The organism is Herpetosiphon gulosus (genome assembly GCF_039545135.1).
Classification (GTDB): Bacteria; Chloroflexota; Chloroflexia; order Chloroflexales; family Herpetosiphonaceae; genus Herpetosiphon; species Herpetosiphon gulosus.
In genome coordinates, this window is sequence record NZ_BAABRU010000005.1 from 140,116 (window position 1) to 165,523 (window position 25,408).

The 25,408-nt window shown below is 51.3% G+C and carries 16 protein-coding genes; 6 read left to right on the forward strand and 10 right to left on the reverse strand.

From position 1 onward, the window contains the following. Positions 1-11: 11 nt before the first annotated feature. The 8 genes from ABEB26_RS08240 to ABEB26_RS08275 all read right to left on the reverse strand — a co-directional run bounded on the left by ABEB26_RS08240 (position 12) and on the right by ABEB26_RS08275 (position 16,820). On the reverse strand, positions 12-1,724 hold the full coding sequence (locus ABEB26_RS08240; protein WP_345721493.1) for an ABC transporter permease: 1,713 nt from the start codon (positions 1,722-1,724) through the stop codon (positions 12-14). Then, positions 1,691-3,481, reverse strand: coding sequence for a polysaccharide deacetylase family protein (locus ABEB26_RS08245; protein WP_345721494.1), 1,791 nt, complete (start codon positions 3,479-3,481; stop codon positions 1,691-1,693). The genes ABEB26_RS08240 and ABEB26_RS08245 overlap by 34 nt, the downstream gene beginning before the upstream one ends. 89 nt (positions 3,482-3,570) lie before the next feature. Continuing rightward, positions 3,571-4,269, reverse strand: a complete 699-nt coding sequence (locus ABEB26_RS08250) for a 4'-phosphopantetheinyl transferase family protein (RefSeq protein ID WP_345721495.1) — start codon at positions 4,267-4,269, stop codon at positions 3,571-3,573. A gap of 127 nt (positions 4,270-4,396) precedes the next feature. Beyond that, complete coding sequence (locus tag ABEB26_RS08255; RefSeq protein ID WP_345721496.1) at positions 4,397-9,847, reverse strand: non-ribosomal peptide synthetase/MFS transporter; 5,451 nt, start codon at positions 9,845-9,847, stop codon at positions 4,397-4,399. Next, positions 9,844-11,157: a glycosyltransferase family 4 protein gene (locus ABEB26_RS08260; RefSeq protein ID WP_345721497.1), complete on the reverse strand. Its 1,314-nt coding sequence runs from the start codon at positions 11,155-11,157 to the stop codon at positions 9,844-9,846. Before ABEB26_RS08260 ends, ABEB26_RS08255 begins: the two co-directional genes overlap by 4 nt. Beyond that, entirely contained in the window at positions 11,154-13,043 is a 1,890-nt protein-coding gene (locus ABEB26_RS08265; protein WP_345721498.1) for a non-ribosomal peptide synthetase, read from the reverse strand. Before ABEB26_RS08265 ends, ABEB26_RS08260 begins: the two co-directional genes overlap by 4 nt. A gap of 243 nt (positions 13,044-13,286) precedes the next feature. Beyond that, a complete protein-coding gene (locus ABEB26_RS08270; protein WP_345721499.1) occupies positions 13,287-16,175 on the reverse strand; it encodes an FAD-binding and (Fe-S)-binding domain-containing protein in 2,889 nt (962 codons plus the stop codon). A gap of 3 nt (positions 16,176-16,178) precedes the next feature. Next, positions 16,179-16,820 carry a cysteine hydrolase family protein gene (locus tag ABEB26_RS08275; RefSeq protein ID WP_345721500.1) on the reverse strand — a complete coding sequence of 214 codons (642 nt, stop codon included), beginning with the start codon at positions 16,818-16,820 and terminating at the stop codon, positions 16,179-16,181. Positions 16,821-17,257: 437 nt separating this feature from the next. On the opposite strand from ABEB26_RS08275, the gene ABEB26_RS08280 reads away from it, so the two are divergent. The 6 genes from ABEB26_RS08280 to ABEB26_RS08305 all read left to right on the forward strand — a co-directional run bounded on the left by ABEB26_RS08280 (position 17,258) and on the right by ABEB26_RS08305 (position 23,279). Next, positions 17,258-17,587, forward strand: a complete 330-nt coding sequence (locus ABEB26_RS08280; protein ID WP_345721501.1) for an FmdB family zinc ribbon protein — start codon at positions 17,258-17,260, stop codon at positions 17,585-17,587. An 82-nt stretch (positions 17,588-17,669) separates the two neighbouring features. Continuing rightward, a complete protein-coding gene (gene cysE, locus ABEB26_RS08285; RefSeq protein ID WP_345721502.1) occupies positions 17,670-18,431 on the forward strand; it encodes a serine O-acetyltransferase in 762 nt (253 codons plus the stop codon). 25 nt (positions 18,432-18,456) lie between these two features. Beyond that, the gene (gene cysS, locus ABEB26_RS08290; RefSeq protein ID WP_345721503.1) at positions 18,457-19,857 is read left to right on the forward strand and encodes a cysteine--tRNA ligase; all 1,401 of its coding nucleotides are present in this window, start codon (positions 18,457-18,459) and stop codon (positions 19,855-19,857) included. Positions 19,858-20,011: 154 nt separating this feature from the next. Beyond that, positions 20,012-20,977, forward strand: coding sequence for a 50S ribosomal protein L11 methyltransferase (locus ABEB26_RS08295; RefSeq protein ID WP_345721504.1), 966 nt, complete (start codon positions 20,012-20,014; stop codon positions 20,975-20,977). After that, positions 20,977-21,720 (forward strand): 16S rRNA (uracil(1498)-N(3))-methyltransferase, encoded by a 744-nt coding sequence (locus tag ABEB26_RS08300; protein WP_345721505.1) that lies wholly within the window; start codon positions 20,977-20,979, stop codon positions 21,718-21,720. Before ABEB26_RS08295 ends, ABEB26_RS08300 begins: the two co-directional genes overlap by 1 nt. Before the next feature lie 140 nt (positions 21,721-21,860). Beyond that, positions 21,861-23,279 carry a S41 family peptidase gene (locus ABEB26_RS08305; RefSeq protein ID WP_345721506.1) on the forward strand — a complete coding sequence of 473 codons (1,419 nt, stop codon included), beginning with the start codon at positions 21,861-21,863 and terminating at the stop codon, positions 23,277-23,279. Positions 23,280-23,322: 43 nt separating this feature from the next. Here ABEB26_RS08305 and ABEB26_RS08310 read toward each other — a convergent pair whose 3' ends face one another. Beyond that, positions 23,323-24,501: a copper amine oxidase gene (locus ABEB26_RS08310; protein ID WP_345721507.1), complete on the reverse strand. Its 1,179-nt coding sequence runs from the start codon at positions 24,499-24,501 to the stop codon at positions 23,323-23,325. A gap of 10 nt (positions 24,502-24,511) precedes the next feature. Further along, the gene (locus tag ABEB26_RS08315) at positions 24,512-25,276 is read right to left on the reverse strand and encodes a hypothetical protein (RefSeq protein WP_345721508.1); all 765 of its coding nucleotides are present in this window, start codon (positions 25,274-25,276) and stop codon (positions 24,512-24,514) included. Positions 25,277-25,408 lie beyond the last annotated feature (132 nt).

Below are 25,408 nucleotides of genomic sequence, written 5' to 3' on the forward strand. Positions count from 1 at the left end.
AATTGCCTCGCTTAGAGTTCTTCGCCAAATCTGGCGCTGTAATGGTTGAACACATAGGCTCCGAAACACAGCACAATCAGGGCGGTCAGGCCAGTTCGGGCAACTCCATCGAGGCTGGGCAAGCCAGGCGTTGGATAATCGGGAATCGTTGTGACCCCACCATAGGCAATATCGCGATAGAAATCGACAATCGAGGCCATGGGATTGAGCCAGCGCACCAGTTTGGCATAATTGGCACTGGCAATATTATCTAAAGGATAAAATACTGGCGTGATAAAAAACCACAGTTGCAGCACAATCCCCATAATATGCGAAACATCGCGATAAAACACGATCACCGATGATAAGAATAAAATCATGCCCAAAATAAACATGCTTTCGATCACAATAATCACCGGCATCAATAAAAGTGTGGCTTTGATTGGTGCACCAGTGATGAACATAATCAAAAACATGATCGGTAAGGCCAGCATAAAATTCACCAAATTCGAGATTAATGTGGTGATTGGTAGAATTTCACGTGGAAAATAGACCTTTTTGACCAAATTGGCATTGCTGATTACGCTCATCATCCCTTCAGCCATGCCGCCGATAAAGTAATTCCACGGTAATAACGCCACCATCAAGAAAATATGAAAATGGCGAATATTGGAATTCAGCAGTAGGCCAAAAATTAAATAGAAGATCGAAATCATCAACAATGGATTGAGCAACGACCAAACATAGCCCAAAGCCGAGTTTTTGTAGCGTGAGCGTAAATCGCGCAGCACCAAGTTGCGAATCAATTCGCGATATTCCCACAGCTCACGAACTTTATCGACGATGCCGATTGCCCGATCGGCTAGTACTAACAAAAAGCCGCCAACAATCCCAACAATCAAGGCTAAACCGAATTTAAGCACAAAATTTTGTGAACGAGCTTCGGTTGGCAAGATTGCCGCTTGTTTGACATACGCAGCGCTGATTTGGCTATCGTCTGATTGGTAGCGTGGGTCGGAGTAGAGCACATCGGTTAAGATCGTGCCAATCAAACCACGGGCAGTTTTGAGATCGCGTGCCCGTTCGACAGGCAAATCTGGTTGACGTAACTCAAAAGCAATTTGATCAAAACGCACTTCAAATGCCCGAATCAGATCATTCAAATCTTCGGCATTGATCGTTGGCAGTTCAGTGCTGGCATGCAGCGAAAAATCAAAGGCTTGCACGCCGATTAATTCGCGCAAACGTCGCCCAAGCTCATCGTTGGCGGGCTGATTCTTGAGCAACAAGCCCAGTTCATACTCCATCAAACGGCGCAAACTATCACGACCACCAGCCGCGCGAATTTGCTGAATCAGTTTTTGGGCGGTGTAATCGGCGGCAGCTTGGGCATTTTCGGGCGAAGTGGCTTGAGCGGTTAATACCAAACTGCCATCAGCGGCGGGCGCGGCGCATGCCGAACCAAAGGTATTGCTACCAAATTTGGGCAAAATGCTTTTGACTACATTGCGGCTCGCATCACACAACTGATTTTGTAAAGCTTGCTCGGCCATAAAACTGCGATAGCGCTGGGCATCGAGCTGAATTGTGGCGCTGGCATCGTATTGAACCGTTTGAAAAAACAGAGTTGGCGCTGAAATCAGCAAGGTCATGCCAATCGTCAGCAACAACAAAAACCAATGAAAGCCGCCCAACCGACGACGTTGGCCATTTACGGTACGTGCGGCGTTGATGGTTTGAGCCATATCGTAATCTCCTCGGCGGAGTTTGCTGGTAAATCAAGAATCAGCCGATGGTTAGCCTGATCAAAGTTGCCTCTATCGCTGCCAATGCTCTCAGCCGGAAGCCGCAAGCTAAGCTGGGCTAAATCGAAACGACTGGGATTGGCGAGCTGAAGCCGAAGTTGATCAGGAGTTTGTTTGATGGTGATTTGGAGCGTTTGGAGTGCTCGCCAGCGGTCGGCAATCTCTGGAACCGTGGCGATCCACGCTTGCGCATCTATGGCCTGTTGAATTGCCGTTTGCCAAACGCCAATTTGCTCAGGGTTGTAAATTTCGTAATTATGGGCATAGATATCGATCACGCCGCCGCTAGCGATCGCTCGCTGCAAATAGTTGGTTGCAGTCACGGCAGTTTGTGGGGTCAGGTAGACATCGGGCAAGGCAACCAGATCGTGGCCTGGCAATTGGCGCGGTTGCCACCAGAGCCGATCGATCAACAAGTGGCGATCATTCAAGCCGCGCTGCAAGTTGCTGGCATCGAGCACGCGGGTGCGCACGACGGTGCGAATGCCTGCGGCCTGCAAGGTTTGCCAGTGGGCTTCGGTCATTCCATCGCTGCCGCCATACGGAAAAGCTAAACTGCTAGCAGGTGCAATGCCTTGGCTGATTGCTAAAGCCTGCCACTCGTCGCTGTCGCTAGCTAACTCTTTGGCATGGGCAAATCCAACGTACATATGGCTAAATGTATGACTTTCGATCGTTTGCTGTGCCGTTTGCAGCGGTTCGAGCAAATCGCCAAAATACCAGGCTGGATCGCTCGCGACCGTGCCATAGGGATCATAGCTGAACCACGGGGTTTGCGACCAATCGATGGTTTGCCAACGGCGCGGCGTGCTGGCAGCCCAAGCAAAGGTTGGATCGCCCATCCAAGTGCGGCGCTCTTGGTTGCCAAATAAAAAATTATAGCCATTGCCAAACCATGTGCCGCGAATCTGATGCGGCGCAAACAAGTCCAGCAAATTGTATGTGCCTTGGCGAGCTTGCAAACCCAAGGTTGTGGCGCTGCTGATCGCATTGGTTGGTAAGCTGAGCGAGTGAATCGCCCCGCCCATGGCAGTTTCCCAATCGACGCTAAAACTCACGGCGGCAATTGCGCCCTGCGGATAGGGTTCGATGTAAATGCCAGCCGCTGCCATACTCAAATTATCAAGATAAATTGGGTCATCAGAAAGCGCGTGGATTGAAATTGCTAGCCACGTCGCTTGATTGGGGCTGGGTTCAGTTTCAACCAGCACGGGAGTCCAAGTTGGTGCACCTTGGTTATCGAAGCCCAGCAAAACGGGGGCTTGTTTATCCAGCCGAATATCATCGCCAGCTGCATCGACCCAATGTACCCAAACCTGAATTTGTGCGCCCACGCTACTGCGCTGCGTGCCAGGATCGATCAAGGCTTGAAAACCTAGTCGATAGCGCTGGCCTGCTTGGGTAGTTAAGCGCGGTGAGCGGGCAAAACTATTGACCCCATATAACTGCAAGCTATATTGATCATCGAGCACATAGCCATTGGTGGTGTCGGCGCGTTTGAGGCCATTGCCCGACCAACCGTCAGGAATGCCATTATCGGCGGCGCTGTGCCAATCGGCGTTGGCCAAAATATTGCCGCCTGTCCAGATGCGGGGTGAACGATCAGGGCGTAACCATTGAGCGATCAACAGGCTGCCAAGGCCCAATAAAGCCATGGTCAGAAGAAGAATGATCGAAGATTGGAGAAACCGCTGCATCAAAAGCCCTTCAAGCTAGTGCGTGCTCAACGCAATAGCGCATTTTAACACAGGGCTGGCGGCTTGACAAAAAATGAGGCTTTCACGCTTTACTCGGGCAAGCCCAGCCAATCGCGCTGTTGCACCTGCATTGCTCCAACTACTCGTGGGCAAGCGAGGGCAGCGGCATAGCCAGCGGGTGCGCTGAGTGGCTGAATATGCCATTGATCGACGGTGTTTTCGCGGTTCCATTCGAGGGCTTGGGTAATTTCTGGCTCGATCGAGACCGCAAAGCTAGAGAGTGGCAATGACAAACCCATGCCATGGGCTTTGATATAGGCTTCTTTGCGTGTCCAGCAGCGAAAAAAGGCGGCAGTCTGATCATCAGCATTCAGCACGGCTTGGCGTTCGCTGGGAGCAAAATAATGCTGAGCAATGCCTGCCAAGTCGTCAAGCTGGCGTTGTTCTTCAATATCCACGCCAATTGTTGCGAGTTGGCTGAGGCCAAGCATTCCATAGTTGCCAGCATGTGAGAGGTTAAAGCTCAAATCAACATCGGCCAACAAGGGCTTGCCATAGTTGTTTTGGCTAAATTCGAGGCTGCTTGGATCACGGCCAAGATATTCGGCCAAAATCAGGCGCATTGCTCCACGGCAAATCGTGTAGCGGGTTTGATCACGCTCGAAGTGAAAGCGCAAGGCTCGCGCTTGCTCCTCAGGGTTGAGCACAGCCCAAAAGCGGCTACGTTGAGGTCGCAGCCGCGTTAAGTCGAGGAGCCAAATGTCGATAGTGTTAGGGCTTAAGAGCATAGAACATAGAACATAGAACATAGAACATAGAACATAGGATCAGTTGATCCACGAAGGACACGAAGAGCACGAAGGTTGAATTGGCTATAGCCTATAGTTTAATTTTTCATCCCTCATCCTTCATACTTCATCCTTTCATCGTCACGGCGATTATACCATCGGCTTGGGCTTGAATCGTATCGCGGTCGCTGGCAATTTCAGCGTCAGGGATGGCATCGGGCAGGGCATCTTCCATGTAGCGCAACGGGCGATAGTTGAAGCCGATCAAGGCCCAAATTGCTGCCCCCAAGCCAACCACCACCATCAACAGGCCAATCCCACGATCAGGGCCAACCCCGAAGATCCAACCCAAACTGCTACTGAGTGCACCGTTTGTTTCGAGCAAAGGGCCAAACAATTTATCGGCCAACGGGCCAGCCAGCCAATAGCCTAGCGGGATGCTGAGCATCGCCAGCATTTGGTTGGTTGCTTGGACCCGCCCTTGTAGCTCCAAGCCAACTTTGGTTTGGATGAGCACTTGCCAGTGGGCGTTGACCAACGAAATTGCAAACCACATACCAAACATCGCTAAGGCCACCAGCCATACCGAAGGCCGCAATCCCGCCAAGGCAATGAAAAAGCCTTCGAGGATGACGAAGCCAACCATGCCTTCGGCACGGCGCTGCAAGCCGCCCCATAAGCTCATAAATAAGCCGCCGAGGAAGCCACCCAAAGCACAGGCTGCGCTGACAATGCCCAGCTCGGCAGGCCCGCCAAACGAGAGCACCAACGGACTCATACTGATGCTGGCGATGCCAAACCAAATATTGCCCAAGGCGAAAAACAGCACCATCGCCACCAAACTTGGCCGTTTGATGATATATTCCCATCCGCGCACAATTTCACGCAACAATGGTTCTTCGCGCTTGTGGTAGAGCGTGTTAGGGAAGCGCACCAAGAACAATACCCCGATTCCTAAGCTAAACGAGATGAAATCGAGCAAAAAGACTCCGCCCAAGCCAAAGAAGGCCACCATGCCGCCAGCAATAAATGGCGCAATCAAGCCGCCCGTGGCTGAACCAAGCTGAATCACGCCGTTAGCATGGCCAAGATATTGTTTGGGCACAAGTTGGGTCATGGCTGCGGCATACGCTGGACGCTGGAAGGTTCCAGCAATCGAGCTAATTGCCGCTGTCAGGTAAATATGCCAAACCTCTAGTTTATTGGCCCACAGCAGCATGGCAATTACAATTGTCGAAAGCGCCGAAATCGTATCAGCAATAATCATTATCCAGCGCCGATCCCAGCGGTCGGCGATTGCTCCAGCCAATGGTGAAACCAGCAAACTTGGTAGCATCGAGGCGATTGCGGTAAAGGCAAAATCGCTGACTGTACCAGTGCGTTGATAGATCCAAATGCCCAAGGCAAAGCTCGATAAACTTGAACCAAGCATCGAAACCAGCTGGCCCAAGGCAACCATAAAGAAAATTCGTAGGCTGGGCAGGCTGGTTTTATGCGATTTTGCTTTGGCGGCGGTTGGCTGAATTGGCCTTGGTTGTTGCCATTGTTCAGTTTGTTGCTCGATAATTTGGCCCAATTCAGCCGCTTGGTGTTTAAGAAAATAATGGCCAGCATGGGGAATCACATGCAGCGTGACGTTGTTGCTGAAATATTCCCATTCGCGGTAGCGCTCTTGGTAATATTCGGTCGCCCGATCCATCTCGCCGATAATACAGGCGATTGGCGCTTTGAGTTGTTGCGGCTGTTTTTGGGCAAATGCTTGGGTGAAATAGCGCTCAACTTCACGGGCATCGTGGCGCAAGCTACGCATTACAAACGTTTGTTCTGCTTGATCAACAATTTCGGTGAAGCCTCCCAAAGCGCGGAGAAAATCGCGATATGTCCGATCCGACATCCAACGATCGGCGGGCATAAGTTTGTTGAGCCATTCAAAGAAACGGCCTGGCACTCGCGCCGCCGGAAAATTGCCACCAAGCACAATCCCTTGAACTTCGCGGCCTGCTTGTTCCAACAAGCGCCCAATTTCTACGGTCATGGCGCTGCCAACACAATGGCCATAGAGCACAATTGGGCCTTGGGTTTTGGCTTGAATTTCGCTGGCAAGCTGACTAGCAACCACTTCCAAGGCTTGCAATGGCTCGTCGGGGCGGCTGAAATCGTGGCCAGGTAGCTCAGCGGCCAATAAACGATAGCCCTTGGGCATGGCTTGGGCCAATGGTTGATAGGTGATCGCGCTGCCGCCACCATAGGGAATTGCCACAATCGTGGTGTATTGCTTAGCTTGGGCTTTGGTCAATTCATAGAGCATGCCGCCGCTCTCAGCGCTGCTTGCACCCGAGAGATGGGCGGCCAATTCACGTACTGTCGGATATTTGAACAGGGTCATAACGCTGATATGACTACCAATTTTGCGTACAACCCGAATTGCTTTAAATGATTCGCCGCCTAAATCGAAGAAATTATCGTCGATCCCAACTTGATCTAGCCCCAAAACTTCGGCCCAGATTCCTGCCAATTCGTGTTCAGTGGCGGTTTGCGGGGCAACGTAGCTATCGAGATTGCGCTCGTTGCTGGGGGCAGGCAAGGCACGGCGTTCAATTTTGCCATTGGGATTAAGTGGCAATCCATCCAATTCAACAAAGGCGGTTGGCACCATATAATCGGGCAAACTGTTGCGTAGTGCCTCGCGAATGCTGCCAATATTTAGGCTTTGGCCTGCTTCTGGCACGATATAGGCGACCAGCCGCTTATCGCCTGGCGTGTCTTCGCGCAAAATCACCACGCTATTGGCAACCTGGGCTTGGGCCTGAATCGCAGTTTCGATCTCGCTTAACTCAACCCGATAGCCACGAATTTTGACTTGCAGATCGATCCGACCCAAAAATTCAATCGCGCCATCAGGCTGATAGCGTACCAAATCGCCGCTGCGATAGAGCCGCGCTCCTGCCTCAACACTAAATGGATTTGGTACAAAACGCTCGGCGGTCAGATCGGGCCGCCCGATGTAGCCGCGACCCACGCCAGCGCCACCAACGTAGAGTTCGCCTGGCACACCTTGCGGCGTTGGCTGCAACTGACGATCGAGCACATAAATTTGTACATTGCCCAAGGGTCTCCCAAGTGGCACGGTGCTGCTGGGGTAGCGCGGTTGGCTGGGGATTGGGTAGGTCAGCATCGAAACCGTGGTTTCGGTTGGCCCATAGTGGTTTTGCAGTTGCACACTGGGCTGAAGTTGGCGAATATCCGCTAATTGCTCCCAAAAACTGGCTTCACCCGCCAAAATCAAGCGCTGCTTGGGAATGACATCGGCCAAATTGCTCAAGCCGCGCATGGCTTCGAAATGGCTTGGCACAAGTTTCATCACATCGATGCGATGTTGGCGAAAGTAGGCTGCGAAGGCTTCGGGATCGGTGGCGCGTTCGTAGGCCACAATATGCAATTCGCCGCCACTGCACAAGGCTCCATAAACGTTGGTAGTGCCAAGATCGGCGGCAAAGGTCGAAACCAAGGCATAGCTCCAGCCATCTTCGGCTTCGATCCGTTGCAATAAGCCTTGAATATAATTGACATAATTGCGGTGCTCGATCGCCACACCTTTGGGGCGGCCAGTTGAGCCAGAGGTAAACAGCACATACATCAAACTGCGCGGATCAAACTCCAAATTCAAGTTATGGGTTGGTGCTTGGGCAAGCGTTGGCCAAGCATCGTCAAGGCAAAGCACCTCAAGATCGAGCGCTGGTAAATCGGCGGCTAGCTCGGCATGCGTAATCAGCAAACTCACCGCGCCATCTTCGAGCATGGCGCTAATGCGATCTTGGGGGTAAATTGGGTCGATTGGCACATAGGCCGCGCCCGCCTTGAGAATCCCCAAAGCTCCCACCAACAAATCCAACGAACGATCAATAAACAACCCAACTCGCATATCGCTGCCGATGCCGCGTTGGCGCAAGCTATGGGCTAGTTGGTTGGAGCGTTGATTGAGTTCAGCGTAGCTGAGGGTTTGGCCTTCAAAATGCAAGGCCGTGCGCTCTGGCACTCGCGCCGCCTGGGCTTCGAACAAACTCACAATTGAATCGACTGCTGGATAATTGGCGCTGGTGTTGTTCCAGGTTTGCAGCAATTGTTGGCGTTCGCTGCTGCTCAGCAAGGGCAAATGCTCGATGCTGGCATCGGGATGGGTCACCGCATATTCCAACAAGCTATGGAAATGGCTGGCCATGCGTTCGATCGTGCTACGCTCAAATAGATCGGTGTTGTATTCAAAGGTGGCGCGATTGGCGGCTAAATTCAGATTAATATCAAATTTAGCGCTGCCAGTTTCGATTGCCCCGCCAAATTGCAAGCCAAATTCACCTGAATCGACCGTTTGAATGCTGGTGGTTTGATGCACAAACAAGGCTTGAAATAGTGGGTTATGGCTCAAACTACGTTCAACCTTGAGCACATCAATCAAGTGTTCGAGCGGCATATCTTGATGCTCGAAAGCGGCCAACGAGGTTTGGCGAACTTGGGCAATCAGGTTGCGAAAGCTGGGTGAGCCAGCCAAATTGACCCGAATTGGCAGGGTATTGACGAAAAATCCAATTAAATCTTCGATTTCGCGGCGGGTGCGGTTGGCAATCGGCGTACCAATAATTAAATCGCTTTGGCCCGAATAGCGATAGAGCAAAACTTGAAAGGCTGCCATAAACAGCATAAACGGTGTGGCTCGTTCTTGGCGGCTCAAGCGCTCAACCGCCTCGACCAAACTCCAAGGCAGATGATATTCGACGGTTGCCCCAAGATCGCGTTTGACCGCAGGTCGAGCATGGTCGGTTGGCAAATTGAGCAAGGGTAGCGTGCCGCTTAATTGGGTTTGCCAAAAATTTAAATGTTGCTGATACACTTGCTCAAGCACATAACGTTTATGCCAAACCGCAAAATCGGCATATTGAATTGGCAGCGCTGGTAGCTCAAGCTGCTCGCCGCGTAACCCAGCTTCGTAGAGTTGGCCAAGCTCGCGCAACAAGACCCCAATCGACCAACCATCGCAAGCAATATGGTGAATCGTCAATACCAATTCAGCATGATCATCAGCCGTGTGCAGCAACAACCCGCGCAGCATTAAGTCTTTAGTTAGATCAAATGGCTGCTGACTGTGGCGTTCGATCTGCTGCTGGCGTTGGCTGGCTTGCTGCTCGTTGCTCAGCCCACGGAGATCCAAAATTTCTAACTTAAAGCTACGAAATGGCTGAATAACCTGCATTGGCTCGTCGTTGAGCACTTCGATCGTGCTGCGTAGCACTTCATGGCGCTGAATAATCGTATCAAGACAAGTTTGCAATACAGAAACATTAATTTCACCAGCAATGCTGAATGTTGCTGGAATGTGATAAGCAGCGCTTTCTGGTTGCCACTGGCTTAAAAACCACAAGCGTTGTTGGGCAAACGAAAGTTCAAAGGCTGGACGTTCGCCGATGCGGGCCAGCGCTGGAATGCTGGGTACTGGCTTGGCAGCTTGGCGTTGGCGCAAACGTTGGGCCAACAACGCACGGCGTTCGGGCGAAAGATCTTCAAGCTGGCGTGCGACTTCGGTCATACTTGCTCACCTCGGCGTTGTTTCAGGCGTTGGGCTAAGAGCGCCCGTTGTTCAGCAGGCAGGGCTGCCAACTGAGCGGCTCGTTGCACTTTGGGGTCGGGAGTCAAGCTTGGCACGACGCTAGTTTGGCGCGGTTGCAGGTTGAGAAAATAGCGTTCGAAATGTTCGATGCCAATGTTGTTGATAAAATTGAGCGCAGCGGCTTGCGAACGTTGAGCCAAATCGTTGTAATGCTCACGATCGTTCAGCAAACGCCGCAAGGTGGTTTCCCACGGCGTAACATCTTGGGCTGGCACAACTGGAATTGCCGTATAGACTTTGGCTGAAATGCTGCTATATTCGCGAATTTGGGTGACTGGCAGCAGATATTCCACGCCTAGTTTGGCTTCGGGCAAGCCACCAACATCGCTTGCCAATACTGGAATGCCGCGCAACATTGCATCAACCACCACCTGGCCGAACGATTCGCCCCACAGCGACGGCACCAGCAGCACTTTGACATGCTTGAGCACCTCGTTCATATCGGGTGAGGGCTGAATAAATTGCACATTGGGCAGAGCTTCGAGAATTGCCCGATCTTTGCCAGTGGTTGACCACGTTGGCACGGCGGCAAACTGGACTTCGGGCATGCGCTGGGCTAATTCAATAAAAATTGGGCTGCCCTTGAGCAGCGACGGATTGATCATCGTGACCGCGCCTTGATCGAAGTTGGCAAGGAACGGAAATGGGCCTGTGCCATACGATGGAAAGCGCAGCACGGTCGAATCGAGATTGCCCCATTCTTTGGCATAGCGTTGCAAGTATTCGCTAACGCAGATTAAATCGGCCATTTGTTGCAAGGTACGGGTTTTGGTCGGGTCGTCAACGAAGCATTCGGGGCCGAATGGCAGGGTTGCTTGGCTATGCGAGAGAAAAATAGCGCGGCCTGGATTAGCTTCGTGAGCCACCTCGACCCATAAAAATGAGCGATCTTCGGTGACAATCGTCCAATCGATGTTAAATTCGTTGGTAATCCGATGAATAAGTTTGGTGAAGAAGCTCAGCGAGCCGCCTGAGGCATAGACATCAACCCCGTTCATGTGGTAATGCACCATGTCGGGATGGCTGGCATCAACCACCTGAATTTGGCGTTGTTCCAATTGCTTGAGCAACTTTTCTTTACCATTTTTCTCGCGATTTTCTTCCAGCGGGTAGAGCACGATGCATTTGTGGCCGCGCTGTACGAGGCCTTCCATCAAAAAACGATTGGCTTTATGTGCCCCGCCAGAGACAAACAAATAATCAAGCGGCTGAATCAGCAAAAAGTTCATGCGGTGAGCGCTCCTTCATCAGCTAACAAGGCTTGAATTTCTTCATCGGAGAGGCCATCGAGTTCGTTCAACAGGTCGGCTAGCTCGGCATCATCAGCATTGGCAATTTGATATTGCTCGATCAATTGGGCAGTGGCGGCGATAGTTGGTTCAACTCCGAGCAAGACTGAGAGCGGAATTTCCACCGCAAAAGTGCTGCGAATTGCTGAAACAATTTGGGTTGCCAGTAGCGAGTGGCCGCCAGCATCAAAGAAATCATCAAGCACACCGATGTTGGGGGTATCCAAAATATCTTCCCAAATTGCAGCGATCTGCTGTTCAAGCGGTGTGCGCGGGGCTACATAAATTTCACTAACGGTCAGCAACGCAAAATCTGGCTCGGGCAAGGCGGCTAAATCGAGCTTGCCATTGGGCGTGCGCGGCAATTCTTTTACAACGGTATACGAGAGCGGGACCATATATTTGGGCAGCATGCTCTCCAAATAGCGGTAAATATCACGATAGTAGGGCATCACTTCGCCGTGCAGCACCAAATACGAAACCAAGCGCTCGGTCTGGTTATGGTCGTGATGCAGCGTCACCACGGCGTGGCGCACATTGGGATATTCCATCAACAACATTTCAATTTCACCTGGATCGATGCGATAGCCACGATGTTTAATTTGATGATCGATCCGTCCGCGAAACTCAAGGCTACCATCGCTCAAGCGTCGCACCAAATCGCCAGTGCGATACATGCGACTGCCAGCTTGTTCGCTCCATGGATTAGGCAAAAAGCGCTCGGCAGTTTGCTCGCCAAGGCCAAGATAGCCATGTGCCAAGCCAACACTGCTGACCAATAATTCGCCAACCGCCTCGCCTTCGACCAAATTTAAGTGTTCATCAACGATATAGGTTTGGCTGTTGCTGATCGCATTGCCAATACTGACGGCCATACCATAGCGCAAGGGCTGGCTCATCGTGGTGCAAACCGTGACTTCGGTCGGGCCATAGGCATTGATAAAACGGCGGTTTGTGCCCCAACGAGCCACAATTTCAGCGGTGCATGCCTCGCCAGCCGAAACGATGGTTTGTAAATTGGGCAAGTCGCGTGGGTCGAGTAAAGCCAGCACCGAAGGCGGCAAGGTGGTAACTGTGATTTGGTGATCACGCAGGGTTGTCAATAAGTCTGGGCCGGGTAAAAGATCGTTCGTTGGGGCTACAAACAAAGTCGCAGCCTGAAAAAAAGCCGTTAGCATTTCAGAAATCGAAGCATCGAAGCTGGGCGAGGCAAACTGCAAAATTCGTGATTGGCTGTTGATGTCAAAGCGCTCAGCTTGGGCAGCCGCCAAATTGGCCAAGCCGCGATGGGGTACGAGTACACCTTTGGGCTTGCCAGTCGAGCCAGAGGTATAAATGATGTAAGCCAGATCATCAGGCGTGAGTTGGTGTTCAGGGGCATGGCTTGGCTGTTGTGCCAGCTCAGTGGCTAATTGCTCAAAAATATGCAATTGTTGCTCGGGAAATTGGCTGGCGGTGAGTTGCGTTGCCAGCACCAAACTTGCGCCGCTGTTGCCCAACATATATTTAAGCCGTTCTTGAGGATAACTCGGATCAAGCGGTAAGTAGACTGCGCCTGCTTTCCAAATCGCCACGGCGGCGATCATTGCTTCGACCGAGCGTTCAAAGCAAGCGCCAACCGTGTGGCCACGGCGCACTCCTTGGTGGTGCAAATAATGGGCAAGCTGATTGGTGCGCTGTTCAAACTCAGCATAACTCAACTTGAATTTGCTGGTAGCAATGGCAATAGCCTGTGGTGAATGCTGGGCGTGCGTGCTGATAACATCATGCACAAAAACTGTGCCTGTGCGGTCGGCGGTGATCGGCGCTAATGTCTCTATTGACATAACACGGCTCCTTCGCATCGTTTTAGATTGTAGTTTTAGAATTGTTGCGATGCCTATGGAGCAGCGATAGCCTCAGCGCAACCGCCAAATAGCCCCGTAGGCAGGGCATGGTGATCGGTTAGGGGAATCAAAATACACACGACTCTTCAAGGCCATACTATACGCCAAAGCCATGGCTTTTGTCAATTTGTTGGATGAACAAACAATTGAACAAAGATGAAAATTCCTACGATTGCTTGTAGCTTAATCAGCTAAACAATCGGCCAAAAACACGATTGGATGCTGGGCGATTACGCCTGTGCCAGCCTCAATTTGATGGCGACAGGACATGCCTGCCGCGAGAATTGGCTGTTGGCTGCTGCGAACTGCCGGAAATAGGCGCTGCTCACCACAAGCCATTGAAACCGCGTAATGCTCGCGTTCATAGCCAAACGAGCCAGCCATACCACAACAACCGCTTTCAATTTCGTGGACTGCCAAGTTTGGCACAAGCCGCAACATCGCCAACAATGGGTTGGTGCTGATCAAGGCTTTTTGATAGCAATGACCATGGACTAAAACCTGATCGGCTGGTAATTGTTCTTTCCAAGGCCAAGCAACGCCTTCAGCCGCCAGTTTGACCAAAAATTCTTCAATGAAATAGCTTTGCGCCGCCACAATGTTGGCAGCATTGGTTGATACGAGGGCTGGGTATTCATCGCGAAAACTGGCGATACAACTTGGCTCTAGGCCAATAATTGGCACGCCCAACTCAGCAAATGGCGCAAGCAGTTCGATATTGTGCTCAGCATTGGCACGAGCTTCGGCCAACATTCCCTTCGAAATTAATGGCCTGCCACAACAACGCCGATCTTCGATTAAATAGACCTTGTAGCCAGCGGCGCTAAGAATTTTGACCGCAGCTTGTCCGATTTGTGGTTCGTTGTAAAGCGTAAAGGTATCATCCCACAGAATTAATGGGCCACGCGGTGCGGCTTGAGTTTGGCTTTGGCGTTTAAACCATGTCCGAAATGAGCTAAGCGCTAAGGCTGGCAATTGCCGCCGTTGATCAATGCCCAAGCTGCGATCGAGCAGCCAACGGGTGATTGGTTGGGCCAAAACCCAATTATTCAAGCGGGGAACCAGCATTCCTAGCTGATTGATTTTGGCAATCTGGCCAAACAAACGACTGCGCCACGGCACGCCATGGGTTGCTTGATACTGGGCCAGCCACTCCGATTTAAGCCGTGCCATATCAACAATCGATGGGCATTCACGTTTACACGCCTTGCATTCAAGGCATAAATCCATCGCTTCATTCAATTCAGGGCTGCTCAAACCCTCGGTTCCAAGCTGACCAGTCATCGCTGCACGCAGCGCATTGGCACGGCCACGAGTCGAATTGGCCTCATCGTGAGTCGCCATATATGATGGACACATCACGCCAGCATCATCTTTGCGGCAAACCCCTTGGCCATTACACATCTCAACTAAGCCTGCAAAACCGCCATCGGGCGTAAAATCGAAAAAGGTTACGCTGGGCGCATGCGGCGTTTGGTAGCTGGGGTTGATCCGCAGGATTTCAGGTTGCCATGGCTGGGGTGCTGCTAAAATTTTGCCTGGATTGAAGATTTGGTTGGGGTCGAACAGTTGCTTGATTTCGCCAAAGGCTTGGTGCAATTCTGCGCCATACAATTGTTGGTTGAAGGCTGATCGCGCTAAGCCTTCGCCATGTTCGCCCGTCGTCGTACCGCCAAGGCTCATTGCTAAGCTAGCAACGGCCTGCGAGATTTGAGCCATCTGGGCCAAGCCCTGCTCAGTTTTCAAATTAATTAATGGATTGATATGTAAGCAGCCAACCGAGGCATGAGCATAAAATGTGGCTTCAGTGCCAGCGTCGCGGCAAATTGCTTCAACGCCACGGGCATATTCGGCCAAACGAGCGACTGGCACGGTTGCATCGTCAACAAACGCTAAGGGTTTGGCATCGCCGCGCTGGCTCATCAACAAGCCTAAGCCAGCTTTGCGCACCGCCCAAACATTGGCAATGGCGGCGGGTGTGGTTTCATGCACAATCAGGCCAGTTTCGCCAAGCGCTCGTAAATGCGCTTCTAAGGCGGCATCGTTGGCGGCTAATTCGTTGGAATCGGTTCCCGTCCATTCAACAATTAAGACCACGCGTGGCTCGCCCACCACAAAACTCAAGCGCGAACCATACTCAGGGTTTTGGCGGGTCAAATTAATAAAATAGCGATCAAATAATTCGACCGCACTTGGGTTAAAGCGCAATATTTCGGGTACTAAAGCCAAGGCTCGTTGGAGATCATCAAAATGCCAGAGTGCCAACCGAGTGACCTTTGGCCGTGCTACCAAACTGAGTTGGGCGGCAACCGTCAAGCCGAGCGTGCCCTCGCTACCAACCAAAATTGGCACAGCACTAAACGGTTGTTGCTGTTGCTGATGTTGCAGCATACGTTGGAGATTGTAGCCAGCCACATTGCGCCAAACCTGCGGGTAATCACGCTCGATTGCTGGCGCATACCGCGCCACAATCTGGCCAAGTTGGGCTTGAATCTGCTGTTGGCGGGGATTGTTGGCTGCTTGGGTTGACCAAATTGCCACCGAACTATCATCTAAAATCGTTTCCATGGCGAGAGTATGATCAACGGTCAGGCCATACACAATCGAATGCGAGCCAGTTGAATTATTGCCGAGCATGCCGCCGATCGTGGCCGAAGCACTTGATGAAGGGTCGGGGCCAAACATCAAGCCATGCGGTTTAAGGAAATGATTCAAACGATCAAGCGTGCAGCCAGCTTCAACCCAAATCTGGCGGCTACTCGAATCAAAATCGCCAATTTGGCCGAATGAACGTGAGAGATCAACGATAATTCCCGCGCCAATCGCTTGGCCTGAGAGGCTTGTGCCACCGCCACGCGGCACAATTTGCGCACGGTAGCGTTGAGCAATTTCGACGATTGCCTGCAAATCGTCACGATCGCGCGGAATAACCACCGCTTTGGGCATGACGGCATAGGATGAGGCATCGGTGCTATACAGCGCACATGTCAAGCGGTCGGCGTGAACCTTGCCACGAACCGACCGCTGAAGTGCAGCCAAAACCTCAGCCTGAAGTTCTGCTGCGTGATTCATTGATTAATAGCCGCGACTAGCATTAACCATGGCACTACGTCCGCTCAAAATTTCGAGGAATTGCTGATGATCCATGGGATGCGAGAACATTGGGTAATCTTTGCTGATTGCGCCTTGTTGCTCTTCAGCGCTGGTGGCGGCCACACAATCGGTCAGGGTAATTACATTGTAGCCGCGTTCATAACCTGAGCGCATGGTCGATTCGACGCAGCAGTTGGTCAAAAAGCCCGCCAAAACCAAGTTGGTCAAGCCCCGGCTACGCAAAATAAAATCAAGATTGGTGCTGGCAAAAGTGTCGAGGCCACGCTTGCCCTCGATCACAATATCGTTGCTTGCTGGGGTCAGCACATCAACCAATTCTGCGCCCCACGTGCCCTTGCGAAAGGCGTTGTTATCGACCACGCCTTTAAGAATGCCATAGGGGTGGCTGGTAATTTCGCGGTAGCCTTCGGCAAATGAAATTGGCGCATGAATGATCGTCACGCCTGCTTCCCGCGCTTGTTTGACCGTTTCGATCGCGTTGGCTAGCATATTGGTGGCTTGCATACTTTCGGCGACAGCGCCGTGGAGCGCCCCACCTTCCGAAGTGAAATCGTTTTGAAATTCGATCAAGACGAGCGCGGTTGTGGATGGATCGATCTGCATACTATCTCCCTTGTGGCTGAAATGGAGAACGCTGATCGGGCGGCATTAATGTGAGCTACATTGCCCAATCCCATTATCACAAAGAACCAATTGAAGATCAAGAGCAGGAAAAGGATGAAGGATGAGGGATGAGGGATGAAGATCCAGGAGTTAGGGGCTGGGAATCAGGGGTCAGCGAATCAAGCAAATCTGTGCAATCTGTGGCTAAACATAACCTTCGTGATCTTCGCGATCTTCGCGGTTACAACACGTTGTGTCCTTCGCGAATCAAAACCGATCTCTAGCCCCTGATTCCTGACCTGACCCCTATATTCTATGTTCTTTGCTCTATGTTCTTTGCTCTGGTTGATCAGCAACCATAATTACGGTAAAATGAGCCAGAGTGCCTTTTGGGGCTTTGTTACGTTAAACTTTCATCCTGTCGGAGGTATGGTAGCGTGCCAACCTATGTGTATGCGTGCCAAGCATGTGGCGCACAATTCGAGCAATTTCAACGCTTCTCTGACGAGCCGCTGACGATCTGTCCGCGCTGTCAAGGCACGATCAAGCGTGTGTTTCAACCGGTTGGCGTGGTATTCAAGGGTAGTGGATGGTATATTAATGATAGTCGTGCAGGCAATAATAGCAGCAACAGCAGCAAATCAAGCACTCCAGCACCAGCCAGCAGCGATGCTAGCAGTGCCACGCCTGCTGCTGCTACCAGCGAAAGCAAGCCTGAAGCACCCAAAGCCGAAGCCAGCAAATCAGAATCATCGGCTGCGGCCTAAAGCGACATTCAAGAACCCAAGGTACTTGGCTTAAGGCTAATGGCCTTGGGCTTTCTTTTTGTCTGCGAAAGGATGGATCGTTATGCGGCATTGGTGGCGTTTGGTTCGTGAAGATATTCGGACAATTTTACACAATGATCCTGCTGCTCGCTCAATTTTTGAGGTGCTACTGTATCCGGGTTTTCAAGCGGTGCAAATCCATCGGCTAACCCACTGGCTTTGGGGCATGAACTTGCCGTTTATTCCGCGCTTGCTCTCGCAAATCACGCGTTTTTTCACAGGCATTGAAATTCACCCAGGGGCCACGATTGGCCATCGTCTATTCATTGACCATGGCATGGGCATTGTGGTTGGCGAAACGGCGATTATCGGCGATGATGTGGTGATGTATCAAGGTGTGACCCTCGGCGGGACGGGTAAGGAAATCGGCAAGCGCCACCCAACCATCGGTAATAATGTGGTGATTGGAGTTGGAGCCAAGGTGCTCGGGGCAATTACGATCGGCGATGGCGCTCGGATTGGCGGCGGCGCGGTGGTGGTCAAGCCGGTGCCAGCTCATTCGACCGCGATTGGCGTGCCTGCGCGGGTCGTCGCCACCCGTGATCCGCAAACTGGCCAAACCAACCGTGTCGAAATGTTGCCCGACCCTGAGGGCGCGATGCTGCGCTCCTTGCACGAATCAGTTCAACATTTAAATCAACGGGTGGTTGAGCTTGAAAGCGCTATGGGTAGCCAAGCCTACCATATTGCTGCGCTCAGCGCCCAACGCACCAATGGCGATGATCCCTTCGATTGCCTTGATGATTTGCAAAGTTATGAGATGCACTACGCTGACGGTATTTAATTTTTTGTGTTGAGGAGCCACACTTATGGCATTAGCAATTTACAACACGCTCACCCGCCAGACCGAGCCGTTTACACCGTTGGTTGCTGACCATGTGTCGATGTATGTCTGTGGGCCGACGGTGTATTCTGATGCGCATATTGGCCATGCCATGTCAGCGGTGGTGTTCGATGTGGTGCGGCGCTATTTGGAATGGTCGGGTTATACGGTGCGCCACGTGATGAATTTTACCGATGTTGACGATAAAATTATTCGCCGTGCCAACGAGCAGGGCCGCGACCCCATGGAATTGGCTGAGAGCTATACCTTGGCATTTCTTGATCAATTGGGCCAATTGAATGTGCTGCCCGCCACAGCCTATCCACGCGTTTCAACCACCATCCCACAAATTATTCAATTTATCGAAGGCCTGATTGCCAAAGATGCGGCCTATCACGCCAGCAATGGCGATGTGTATTTTCGGGTGCGAGCCGACGAAGATTATGGCAAACTTTCGCGCCGTGCTGTCGATGATATGCGCTCCGGCGCTCGAATTGCTCCCGATGAAGCCAAAGATGATCCGTTAGATTTTGCGCTTTGGAAATCGGCCAAACCAGGTGAGCCAGCTTGGGAAAGTCCATGGGGTCAAGGACGACCTGGTTGGCATATCGAATGCTCGGCCATGAGTTTGCACGAATTAGCTGAGCAGATTGATATTCATGGTGGTGGCAACGACTTGATCTTCCCCCACCACGAAAATGAAATTGCCCAAACCGAATCATTAACTGGCAAAAATTTCGCCCAAGTGTGGATGCACAATGGCATGCTGCAATTGGCTGGCGAGAAAATGAGCAAATCGCTGGGCAATTTGATCACAATTGATCAATTTTTAAGCGAGCACTCTGCCGATATTATGCGCTTGCTGGTACTTTCTGGCTCGTATCGTGCGCCATTGGTTTATAATGATGAGGTTTTGGCTGATACCCAACGCAAACTTGAGCGCATTATGTCGGCGTTCAAGCCCGCTCATGGCACGGCAACCAGCGGCCCAGTCGTCGATACGCTGAATGCGATTGTTGCCAAAGCGCCAGCCGATTTCCGCGCAGCGATGGATGCTGATTTCAACAGCGCGGCGGCCTTGGCGGTCTTGTTTGATCTGGTGCGTTCGATCAACGCTGCCCGTGATGCAGGCGTTGGTGGTGAGCCGTTCGCAGCAGGTCAAGCCCGTTTACGCGAATTAGCTGCCGTGCTGGGTTTACGCTTAGAGATACATAGCGCCAGCAAAACCGATGCTGCACCTTTTATCGAATTGTTGATTGAGCTACGCGCTGAGTTGCGCAAAGCCAAACAATGGGCACTCTCCGATTTAGTACGCAACCGCCTGAGCGAGCTTGATGTCCAACTCGAAGATGGCCCTAACGGCACAACCTGGACGACGAAAGGATGAGGGATGAGGGATGAGGGATGAGGGATGAGGGATGAGGGATGAGGGATTTATTGTAACGTTGAATTATTTTGGCTATCAAAAAAAGGAGTGAAAGGCTGAGGAATGCTATTTATCCTTCATCCCTCATCCTTCATCCTTCTAAACAGGGGTTTTTATGCAGTGGCTCGAACTGAGCGTGACCGTCGATACCGAAGCGGTCGAAAGTGTGTCGGAATTATTTGCCCAATATGGCTATAACGGTGGTGTGGCAGTCGAAGAGGCGATCATTCCATCACTCGACTCACCTGAATATCAAATTGATACCAATAAACCAGTGATTGTGCGTACCTACCTGCTGGCCAACGAGCAAGCCGCCGATGCTCAAACTCAGATCGAACGCGGTTTGTGGGTGCTGGGCATGATGCGCCCAGTTGGCGATTTGCACGTCAAAACTATTGCTGAGGAAGATTGGGCCAATGCATGGAAGGAGCATTATCGTACTCGCCGCATCGGCCAACGCTTCGTAATTGTACCCTCGTGGCTCGAATATCAGCCTACTGAAAACGATGTTGTGTTGAATCTCGACCCTGGCATGGCCTTTGGCACTGGCTTGCATCCCACCACCCAGCTCTGTCTTGAGTTGATGGAATTGATCGAATTTAACAACACTACAGTGCTTGACCTTGGCTGTGGCTCAGGCATTTTAGCAGTTGGTGCGGCCAAACTTGGCTCCCAACGAGTTTTGGCCTTGGATACCGACCCAATCGCGGTTAAAGCGACTGCCGAAAATGCTCGCATTAATCATGCCGAAACCTTGGTAACCGCCTTGGAAGGTAGTTTGGGCGCTGCACCGTTGGAGCATTGGCTCGGTTGGGAAGGCGCACAACTTGGCACACCCCAAAGCTATCGCCATCACAACGAGTTTGATGTAATTTTAGCAAATATTTTGGCTAAAGTGCATGTTGTGTTGGGCAATGATTACCTCGCAGCGCTCAAACCAGGCGGCGTGCTAATCACCTCGGGCATTATCAACGAGCGCGAAGCCGATGTAGTGGCGGCCTTTGAAGCAGTTGGCTTAGAGCAAGTTGAACGGCGCACCCAAGGCGATTGGGTTGCGTTTACCCATCGCAAACCAGCCTAATGAAAAATACCTATCGCTTTTTTGTGCCCGCCGAGTCGATTCAGGGCGAAGCGTTATTTGTGGCCGAACGTGAATTGCTGCACCAATGGAACAACGTGCTGCGTTTGCGGGTTGGTCAGCATATTGCCTTGCTCGATGGGCTTGGCATGGGCTATATTGCTGAATTGACTAGCCTGAACAAGCGTGAAGCGCAGGGTCGGATTTTGCAACGCTATGCAGCGAATGGCGAGCCAAGCATCAATGTTACGCTTTATTTAGCCCTGACCCGAGGCGAACGTTTTGAAATTGCCTTGCAAAAATGTACCGAACTGGGCGCAACCGCCTTTGTGCCCTTATTGTGTGAGCGTTCGCAAGCTGATGTTTCGGCGACCAAACGCGAACGCTGGCAACGGATTATTCGCGAGGCGGCTGAGCAAGCAGGCCGTGGGCGTTTGCCAAGTTTGCACGAAGCCCAAACCGTAGCCCAAGCCTTGCCTCAAGCCCGTGGCCATTTGCTCTTGGCCGAAACAGGCCAAACCTTGTCCTTCAAGGCGGCATTGGCCTTAGAGCCACGCCAAGAACTAGCAATTTGGAGCGGACCCGAGGGCGGTTGGAGCGACAACGAGCTTGAGGCTGCTCACCAAGCAGGCCTTATAAGCGTTAGTTTAGGCTCGCGCATTTTACGGGCTGAGACAGCTCCGATTGCCGCTTTGGCAGCAGTTATGTTTCAATTTGATCAATGGTTTAGCCCAAATTCGTGCTAGCATGAACCATAGCCTGAGCGTCAACGCGGCCCACCCATTCGATTGCTAATGCCAACCTAACCTACAACTAGGTGCTTAAGTTGTACACTGCTAGACAGGCTGGATTAGCCTAGGTTAAATTGCATGAAACGAGGTTTTCTATGAGCGAATTCCAGCCCACGTCGGGCGGTAACTCTGCATCATCATCAAAAGTATGGGTGGTGTTGAGTGGGATTGTTGGAGTCTTGCTGGTGGTCGCGATTGCCCTTGGGGCTGGCTATTATTGGGGGAGCACCTCGAAAGAACAGGTGATGACGGCGGCTAATCAAGTTTTGGCTACCGAAACTGCCATGATTATGCAAGCTACCGCTCAGGCGTTGCCACCTGCGGGCGCTGATAAAGATTTTCAAACCTTTTGGGAAGTTTGGAATCTGGTCAATAAAGAGTTTTACCATACCGAGCCAATCGACGAAAAACAAATGATGTATGGCGCAATTCGCGGCATGCTCCAATCGCTTGGCGATGATTTTACTGGTTTTCAAGAACCTGAAGCTGCCGAACGCTCACGCGAGGATATGCGCGGCAATTTCGAGGGCATCGGCGCTTATGTCGAATATAAAGAAGGCCAGATCTTAATTGTTTCGCCGATCGAAGGCTCACCTGCTGAAAAAGCCAATGTGCGAGCTGGCGATATTGTGGTCGCGGTCGATGGGAAGCAAATTAGTGAAGTCATTGCGGATCTTGAACGCGATCAAGCGCTTTCCGAAGCAATCAAGCTGATTCGTGGCCCCAAAGGTTCGCAAGTAGTGATCACGGTCTATCGTACCAGCGAAGAGAAACAAATCGATATTACAATTGTGCGTGATACGATTCCATTGATCAGTGTGCGCTCAACCATGATTGGCGATATTGGCTATATTCAATTGAGCGAGTTTAAGCAAACCTCTTACGATGAATTGGATCAAGCGATTGCCAAACTCAAGCCCAATAATCCCAAGGCGATTATTTTTGATTTGCGCAATAACCCAGGCGGTTATGTTACCCAAGCCCAAAATATTCTTGGTCGCTTTACCAAAGATAGCGTGACCCATTATCAAGAAAATAGCAATGGGGTCCAAAGGGAATATCGCACCTTGCAACAAGGCACGCCCCAAGAGTTGTTTGATATTCCAGTCGTGGTTTTGGTGAATGGTGGTTCGGCCAGTGCCTCAGAAATCGTCTCTGGTGCAATGCAAGATACCAAACGCGCAACCTTGATTGGTGAAAAAACCTTTGGCAAGGGTTCAGTCCAAAGTGTGCATACTCTGACTGATAAGTCAGAAGCCCGTATTACCGTGGCCCATTGGCTAACTCCCAACAAGCGAGCGATTCATACGCTGGGGATTACGCCCGATTATGTGGTGCCATTCTCGGATGATGCAAGCCAATATCCGGTTGAATGTATTTTGAATCGCACCCCAGCCGATGGAGCAACCAGTTGTGCCGATTCACAATTGTTCTGGGCGCTGAAGTTCTTGGATGAACAGCAAACGCCGCCACCACCACCAACCCCAACGATTACGCCAACTCCTGGCAAATAGCCATAAAAAACGCCCGCTCAAGCTGAGCGGGCGTTTTGATGTTTTAGCGTTGTTGGCTGGCGTATAAGTCGCGGGGAACCATTTGGAAGCTGCTCCAGTGTGATGACATTAACGGGTCATCCTCGTCGCGGGGCAGGTGATGGAAGGTAATCCCAAACCAAACAATCGGGTCAGTCAGGGTTTGGTTGTTGACAAAACCACTGACATCGTCAGCACAACCACTGCCGTTATTGTGCGAAACCCAACGTTCACATGAGTTGTTTTCGGTCACATACACATCATTATTCGTCCAGGGCTCGAAGGTTGGGCCACGGAATACATGATCCGAATTGGGAATCAACTCGTAGGAAATTGGGTGACCATCAGCATTGGTGACCGTTTTGTTCTTAACCCGCCATGAGCGGAAGGTTTCTGGGTTGAATTTAACTGCGGTTTCGGCGGTGTAGTCTTGCAATTGAAGATTACGCTGAGCAGCACCACTCGAATCGAATTCGATCTGCTCAACCACGTTATTGGTATTGCCACCAAGGGCAAAATCGATTCGCCAGTAGTAATTGTGAATGTGTGATGTGCCATATTGACAGCTACTTGCATCGATTTTCCAGCCATATTTGGCGACATTGGTACATTTTTGCAATTTACCAGTCGCGCCGATGCCTGGCTCAATCGTGGCATCGTCGTGAAAAATCCATTGGCTAACATAATTATATGCACCAATGTGCGAAACCGAGCGCAGTACCAAGGCCGAGCCTTGTTTGACTTGGGCATAGTATTTGTAGGCATAACCAGTTGGTACAACCGTTGCACACAGCACATTGCGATTATTATTTTGAATCAATGTACCATCGGGACAATCTGCTGCCACCATATTATTCAGGTGACCGCCACCCAAGCCATAATCCGAGAGATCATGGAAACGTGCAGTATTATCGTCGTAGGGTACGTGAATTTGGGCCAAATTGATTTGGTTGATCACCGAAATTTGGCTACCACTGGGTGGCGTATAGCGAATGCCGCGCAACACGATGCCTTCGCTACTGCGTTCTTCCCAACATAATGTCCAATTAGCGCCATTTGCCAAGGTTTTATTAATCACAAAATTGCCGCCTGAGCAGCGGTCGCGGGTCTGGGCATTGGCTTCTTGCTGAGTCTGGGTGCTAAACAAACTGACTACAATTAATAGCATCCCAAGCAGCATGCCCCAACGTGCTGAAAGCTTCATCACCAAACTCCTAACGATTCAAACTAACCACAAGGCCATTCGAGAGATCGACAATCGGGGTGCTATTGACCGCCCATTCATTATCGGCGCTGAGCAACAATTGCACACAACGATTTTGTTGGCAACTTCGCAGCACTGCGGCGTTATCAATTTGGGGTTCGGCGATATACACAAAACCAGCAGCGTGAAGTTGGCTAGCTTTGGTCAGGCTCTTTTTCGTCAAGGCTTGGTATTCACCGCGCAGTTGTGGCCCAAATGCTGGGTGATCGAGCACTAATTGTAAGGCGCGAGCGGTTTCACGATCAGTTGGGTGTGGTTGGCTGCCACGGGCTTGCTCCAAGGCATCGACTTTGCCTGTGCTAAGGTTGACCAACACGGCCACCAAGCTATTTTTGGCATAATCGAAAATCAGTACATCAGCGCGACGTTGCCATGAACCCTTATCATAGACAGCTTGGATTTCTTCGTGGCGCTCGGTTTTGACAAACTCTAATTGGGCATCAGCAGGCACGGCCTTATTTTCAACAAATTTGCCGCGTTTGGCTTGCCATTCGGCTAGGGCTAACTTTTGGGCTTGTTCGATTTCGGCTAACGACAATGGATCATAGCCACCCCGATTGCTCTGGTTGGCAATTTCGACCTTACCAGTGGTGATGTTCGGGGCGGCGGTGGCCTGCGGATCACGCCGCAGATAGACGATCAGTAGGGCGATCAACGCGCCGCATGTCAGCCATGCAACGTTTTTGAGCACTGCCCGTGAGCGAGATACGACCATCGGACTCTCCTTACAGCAGAAATGGTTCAATAATCAAGCAGCCGCATTGCGATGGGTGTTGGGCCAGAAACCAACATAACCCAGAACTTGCGTCACTGCCTGAATGATAGCCTAAAGGGTATGAACAGTGTT